The following is a 5242-nucleotide window of genomic DNA, read 5'->3' on the forward strand; positions in this document are numbered from 1 at the left end:
GCTATGTGGCGATCGGCTTAAAAGAAAAAGTCGGTTATGGGTTAGGGGATTTTGCCTCTAATTTATCATTTGGGTTTGTATCACTATTCTTGCTTTTCTTTTATACCAATATATATGGGATTAGCGCCGCGCAGGCCAGCGTGATATTTGTTGTGGCTCGCATCATTGATGCCATTTTTAATGTGGTCATTGGGTTTGCTATTGATAAGACGCACAGCCGCTACGGGAAGCTAAGGCCCTGGATATGCTACGGCGCGATTCCCTTAGGCTTGCTGACCGTATTGTGTTTTTTCCCCTTCGGCGGCGGCGCAAAATTCTATTTTGCCTTTATCTCTTATACGCTTTACTGCCTCGCATATACGGCAGTAAATACGCCATATTCGGCGTTAACGAACCGTATCACGCAGCATGAAGCCTCGCGTGCCTCGCTTTCGGTCTATCGATTTGTGCTGGCGATCCTGGGTTACCTGATTGTTTCAACCACGGCCGACTGGATTATATCGCCTTTTACCGATAAGCAGTACGGCTATGTCTTTGCCGTGTCATGCTTCGCACTGCTGGCTACCTTCATGTTTATGCTGTGTTTTGGCATGACGAAGGAAAGGGTCACGGAAGAGAGCACACATTCACCTGGGCTGCGTGAAATGCTCAGGGCCGTCACCGGGAATAAACCGCTTATTCACCTGTCATTGTTCACCGTATTTTTCTACATTGCCTATACGGTGTGGATGGCGATTGCTATCTATTTTATAAAATACATTATTGGTAACCAAGGGTTTACCGCGACTTTTTTCATTATTCAGTCGGCCGCTTATATTGTGGGGACGGTTTTGTGCGAAAAATTAATTACCCTAATGGGGAAAAAGAAAATGACTCTGGCAGCATTGCTACTCGGTGTGTTGGGTGTGCTAATGCAATATTTCATCGCCGGAGATAATATTTGGTTAATTATGACCGGTGTCTGCTTATACAGCATTACGCTGGGTATCGGATTTGTTGCAATGTGGTCGATGATAGCCGACACGGTTGAATATGCCGAATGGCATCATGGCGTTCGTACTGAAGGTGCTATATATGGTTTCTATAATTTTATCACCAAAATTGCGATGGCCATCGGCGGTGGCTGTGCAGGGTGGATGCTTGATTATTACCACTATGATGCCGGTAATATTAGTGCCAGCGCTATCAACGGTATCAATATTATGATGACGTTATTTCCAGGGGCGATGTTCGCACTCAGCGCGATTTTTGTTGCCTGTTATTCCCTTGATGAAAATAAATACCGCGATATCGTTCATAAACTGAGTCTGCGCAAGCAGGAAACGCTTTAACTTCTGGGGATTAGCAAAATGAATGCTGACTTTCACGCAATGCTTGCGGCAATGACGACCAATGAAAAAGTGACCTTACTGAGCGGTAGCGGCCTGTGGCGCACAGCCTCTCTGCCACAGCACGGCATCCCAGATATCGTCATGACTGATGGCACCTATGGCGTACGTTACAGCAGCGCTCAAATCGACGGCCAGCAGAAGTGGAGCATGGATGATTTTATCTCCGTGATCACGCAAACGGCCGACCGGGCAGGTGCGGCGGTAGAGGATGAACAGAAAGGAGGAAGCGAGGCCTTATTCAGCGCTTCTTTGCCTGCTACCTGCTTCCCTAACGGCTCAAGCCTGGCGTGCAGCTGGGATATTGACCTGGTGCAAATAATGGGGCAAGCGTTAGGGCTTGAGTGCCAGAAAATGGGCGTGGGGATTTTGTTAGGACCGGGAATTAATATTCGACGTACTCCGCTTGCTGGTCGGGGATATGAGTATTACTCCGAGGATCCGGTTGTCAGCGGCGACATCGCAGCGGCCCTGATTAATGGCCTGCAGGCAGAGGGCGTGGGAGCCAGCCTCAAGCATTTCGCCGCCAATAATTCAGAGTTTCGCCGTACCGAAATGGACTCAATAGTCGACGAACGTGCGCTACGAGAAATTTATCTGGCAGGATTTCAGAGAGCGATTGCCAAATCGAATCCGTGGACCGTGATGTCCTCCTACAATCGGCTAAATGGCGTTCAAACCTCTCAGGATCCTTTCTTGCTCACTAAAGTCCTTCGAGATGAATGGGGCTATAGCGGCCTGGTGATGTCGGACTGGTACGGAATTAAAGACCGTCCCGCCTCGCTGATGGCAGGCAATGATTTATCCATGCCGGAAACGGCACGGGATAAGAAAACATTGCTGGCGGCTATCGAGGCCGGTGAAGTGCCGCTAAGCGTGGTTGACAGCGCCTGTCTGAGAATGCTCGAACTCATTGATAAAGTAAAACGCCATCGGCGCAGAGATGCCGTTGCTGATTTCCCCGCACACCACGCCCTTTCGCAGAGGCTGGCGGCAGAGTCGATTGTATTATTGAAAAACGAAGACGACCTGCTTCCGTTACGGCCCGATAAAACTCCCCGTATAGCGGTGCTGGGCAAACCAGCACAACAGCCTGTTATTCAAGGATCAGGTTGCGCCACTACGGTGCCGTATTTCCTCGATCGCCCTCTCGATGAGATCTTCGCGTTGGCGGGAGAGGCGTTTACGGTTTCGTGGGCTGAAGGCACACCGGACGATATACAGGCAGATGCGCAGGCGCTTCAGGAAGCGATAACCGTCGCACGAGAAGCGGATGTCGCGGTCGTCTTTGTCAGTACCGCCGTCGGCGAAGATGGTGAAAACGGCGACCGTCAGGATCTGAATATTCTTGCTGTCCACGAGCAGCTTATCCGCGAGGTCGCTGCGGTACAGCGCAACGTCGTTGTCGTGCTGGCCAACAGCGATGCGGTGGTGATGCCGTGGCTGAGCGAATGCAAAGCATTGTTGGAAACCTTTTTTGCCGGACAGGGAATGGGGGGCGCCGTGGCGGAAATTTTGTTTGGCAAGCGTAATCCCTGCGGCAAGCTCACTGTCACCGTTCCGAATACGCTGGAAGAGACGCCGGCCTGGCTGCATTATCCGGGGGAAAATCTGCAGCACCATTACAGTGAGGGATTATTTGTCGGTTATCGCTATTATGATAAACGCCGCCTGACGCCGCTGTTTCCTTTTGGCTTCGGCCTGAGCTACACGCGTTTTGCGTATGACAGGATTGAACTTTCTACTGAGCGATTGGGTGATAATGAGACCTTAACGGTTAACGTGGATGTGACGAACTGCGGCAAATACGCCGGTAAAGAAATCGTGCAGCTTTACGTCCGTGCGCCAAAAGGGGAACTGATTCGTGAGGAAAGGGCGCTGAAAGCCTTTAGTAAAATCCTCCTTGAGCCAGGAGAAACGCGGCGTGTGAGCCTCCAGGTGCCTGTTGCCGAGCTGAGCTGCTATCATCCGGGTCTGGCAAAATGGCTAATAACGCCCGGCCGCTGGCAGGTGTATGTTGGCGGGTCGTCACGCGATTTACCGCTGAGTGCCGGGTTTAATGTTGACTGCGAGGAGCAATACATGACGCTTCGTGATGATAACTCGCTGCAGCAGTTGATTCAGCAGCCGGAAGTCTTCGATCGCGTAGTGGCGTTGGTTGCCGGGAAAAGCCTTGTGCCGCCAGAGGTTGTGCGGGAGAAGCTGACCAGGGTTGCACCGGACCTCTTTTGCGGCTTATTCATCGCGCTTACCGAGTTTCTTGGGCTGGATATTGAGCGAGATGAGTTAAACGCCGTGCTCGCCGGGGAATAATAATGAACAGCCACAGGGGGCGCCGTGTTTTCTTTTTCAGCTATTCATGCCGGGTCGGCAATAACAGAAGGGCGGCAGCTCAACGCGAGTGGCTATGAGCTGATTGCTTTCGACGCCGAAAAGCTGAATGTCTTTGCCGCTGAGGTGCGTTACTGCGAGCCTCACTGGCACCCGGCACCTGAGCTTGTCACCGTCCTTGCGGGGCGTTTTACCCTGTCCGTAGGCATGCAGTCTATTGAACTGAATAAGGGCGGAATGCTCTATATTAATGCCCAGGAGGTCCACTCGCTATGTGCGGAGGAAGAGGGCAGTACGCTGGTCACGGTGCAGTTTTCCTCGGGTCTGTTCGACGAATTACATCCGGCACCGGACATTGACTGGTGTCGCCCGGATGGGGTTACGGACAGCGCTGACAGGGTCGTTCATCAGCGACTAAAAACGCTGATTGAACACCTGATAGACGACCGTGCGCCTTTCCAGCGTATTGCTGCAATTTATTTGCTGCTGGATGCGCTTGTAACGGCAGGAAAGCCGGTGGGTCGGGTCGAGAGCGCGCAGCGTGAAGTGGCGATGATCAAGAAAGGGATTGAGTTTATTAACCAGCGATTTGATCAGCCCCTCAGCCTCGCCGAGGTCGCCAGCTATATCGGGGTCAGCTATTCATGGTTTTCGCGGCAGTTTAAGAAAGTGAGCCGCCATAACTTTAAAGAATACCTGACCCTGGTGAGGTTAAATAAAGCCCGCACGCTGCTCAAAGACACGCGTTCGCCCATCACCACCATTAGCCACGCCTGCGGTTTTCAGGAGCATAAATACCTGATTGCCGCGTTTAATAAGTATTGCGGTTTGACGCCAACGGAGTACCGAAAACGCTTTGTTTCCCGGCAAAGCGCCATCGACAGCAAGCTGGCTCTGGGGGAGGATTGTCTCTGCCTGCCGCTGAATGCGGAGCTGCTTAAGCGACTGGAATTTCAGTAATCAATACCGGGTTGCGCTTTGACCCCGGCGTCAAACGCATGCTTCACCGGGCGAAGTTCGCTTACCGTGTCGGCGATGTCCAGAATCTCGCGATGACATCCGCGTCCGGTGATAATCACCGTCTGGTTTGCCGGACGGCTAGCCAGCGCGCTTAAGACTTCTTCCAGCGGCAGATAATCATAGGCCACCATATAGGTAAGTTCGTCGAGGATAACCATATCCAGCGCGGCGTCCGCCAGCATGCGTTTACCCTGCTCCCATACCGCCAGGCACGCGGCCGTATCGGTTTCACGGTTCTGTGTCTCCCAGGTAAAGCCGGTTGCCATCACCTGAAACTCCACGCCGTGCGGCTCCAGCAGATTACGCTCGCCGTTCGGCCATTCGCCTTTGATAAACTGAATTACTCCGACTTTTTTGCCGTGGCCTACTGCACGGGTGGCGGTGCCAAATGCAGCGGTTGTTTTACCTTTGCCGTTGCCGGTAAAGACTATCAGGATCCCTCGCTCTTCCTGAGCATCCGCAATGCGGGCATCAACCTTTTCTTTTTGCCGCTGCTGTCGCTG

4 protein-coding genes are annotated in these 5242 nt (G+C 52.3%); 3 read left to right on the plus strand and 1 reads right to left on the minus strand.

The window, feature by feature from the left end:
- From HX778_RS24685 to HX778_RS24695, 3 genes are all read left to right on the plus strand, one after another.
- Positions 1–1331 (plus strand): MFS transporter (locus tag HX778_RS24685; protein WP_218167266.1); only part of this gene is annotated, 1331 nt, incomplete at its 5' end.
- An 18-nt stretch (positions 1332–1349) separates the two neighbouring features.
- Positions 1350–3701, plus strand: coding sequence for a glycoside hydrolase family 3 C-terminal domain-containing protein (locus HX778_RS24690; protein WP_176983333.1), 2352 nt, complete (start codon positions 1350–1352; stop codon positions 3699–3701).
- Between the two features lie 24 nt (positions 3702–3725).
- The gene (locus HX778_RS24695) at positions 3726–4679 is read left to right on the plus strand and encodes an AraC family transcriptional regulator (RefSeq protein ID WP_038471890.1); all 954 of its coding nucleotides are present in this window, start codon (positions 3726–3728) and stop codon (positions 4677–4679) included.
- Here HX778_RS24695 and cobO read toward each other — a convergent pair.
- Positions 4673–5242, minus strand: a 570-nt coding sequence (cobO, locus tag HX778_RS24700; protein WP_176983334.1) for a cob(I)yrinic acid a,c-diamide adenosyltransferase, incomplete at its 5' end; no start/stop codon positions are given. The two genes, HX778_RS24695 and cobO, sit on opposite strands and share 7 nt — an antisense overlap.

Source organism: Cedecea sp. P7760 (assembly GCF_013386425.1).
Taxonomy (GTDB): domain Bacteria; phylum Pseudomonadota; class Gammaproteobacteria; order Enterobacterales; family Enterobacteriaceae; genus Cedecea; species Cedecea selenatireducens.

Excerpts from the sequence above, each read along its gene's own strand:
- HX778_RS24690 (WP_176983333.1), top strand. The coding sequence starts at position 1,350 with ATGAATGCTGACTTTCACGCAATGCTTGCGGCAATGACGACCAATGAA.